The sequence below is a fragment of the Variovorax sp. 01N429 genome, from assembly GCF_056399425.1.
Genome location: NZ_JBFTRG010000093.1, coordinates 1 through 486, shown reverse-complemented (window position 1 = coordinate 486; position 486 = coordinate 1). Strand labels below are relative to the sequence as shown.

Genomic DNA, 486 nt, shown 5'->3' with positions numbered 1-486 from the left:
TCGTGGGTCTGCACGGCCAGACGGCTCCGGTAGGCGGTGAAGCCCGGCGACAGTTCGTGGTCTCCCACCCGGATGCCGTTCAAGAACAGCTCGTAGATGCCGTGGGCCGTCGCGTACACGCGCGCCGACACGGGAGCGGCGGGCAGCGTGAACGCCTTGCGCAGCAGGTAGCCCGGCCTGTTCCCGGCCACCGGGGGCTCCGCCTCGGCCGGTTCGATCCACGCCGCCCCGTCCGAGGGCAGAACCACCCGTTCCCACGAACAGGGCTGAGACCAATCGCTCTCCCCCAAGTCCGTGGTGACCTTGACCTGCCAGGTCACCCGGCCACCCGGAGGAGGCTCGGGGCCGGAGTACGCCACCAGGACACTGCGGTCGTCCGTCACCCAGCCCGAATCCCACGCGCCGGCCCGGATGCGGTACGCCTGCTGGCGCGCCGCGCCGAGGGGAAGCCACCAGGAAAGACGCGGCCGCGGCACGTCGATGCCG

1 protein-coding gene is annotated in these 486 nt (G+C 71.8%); it reads right to left on the bottom strand.

Translation table 11 applies throughout. From position 1 onward, the window contains the following. On the bottom strand, window positions 1–486 hold a 486-nt coding region (locus tag AC1DSF_RS30740; RefSeq protein WP_478184095.1), incomplete at both ends, for a glycoside hydrolase family 78 protein.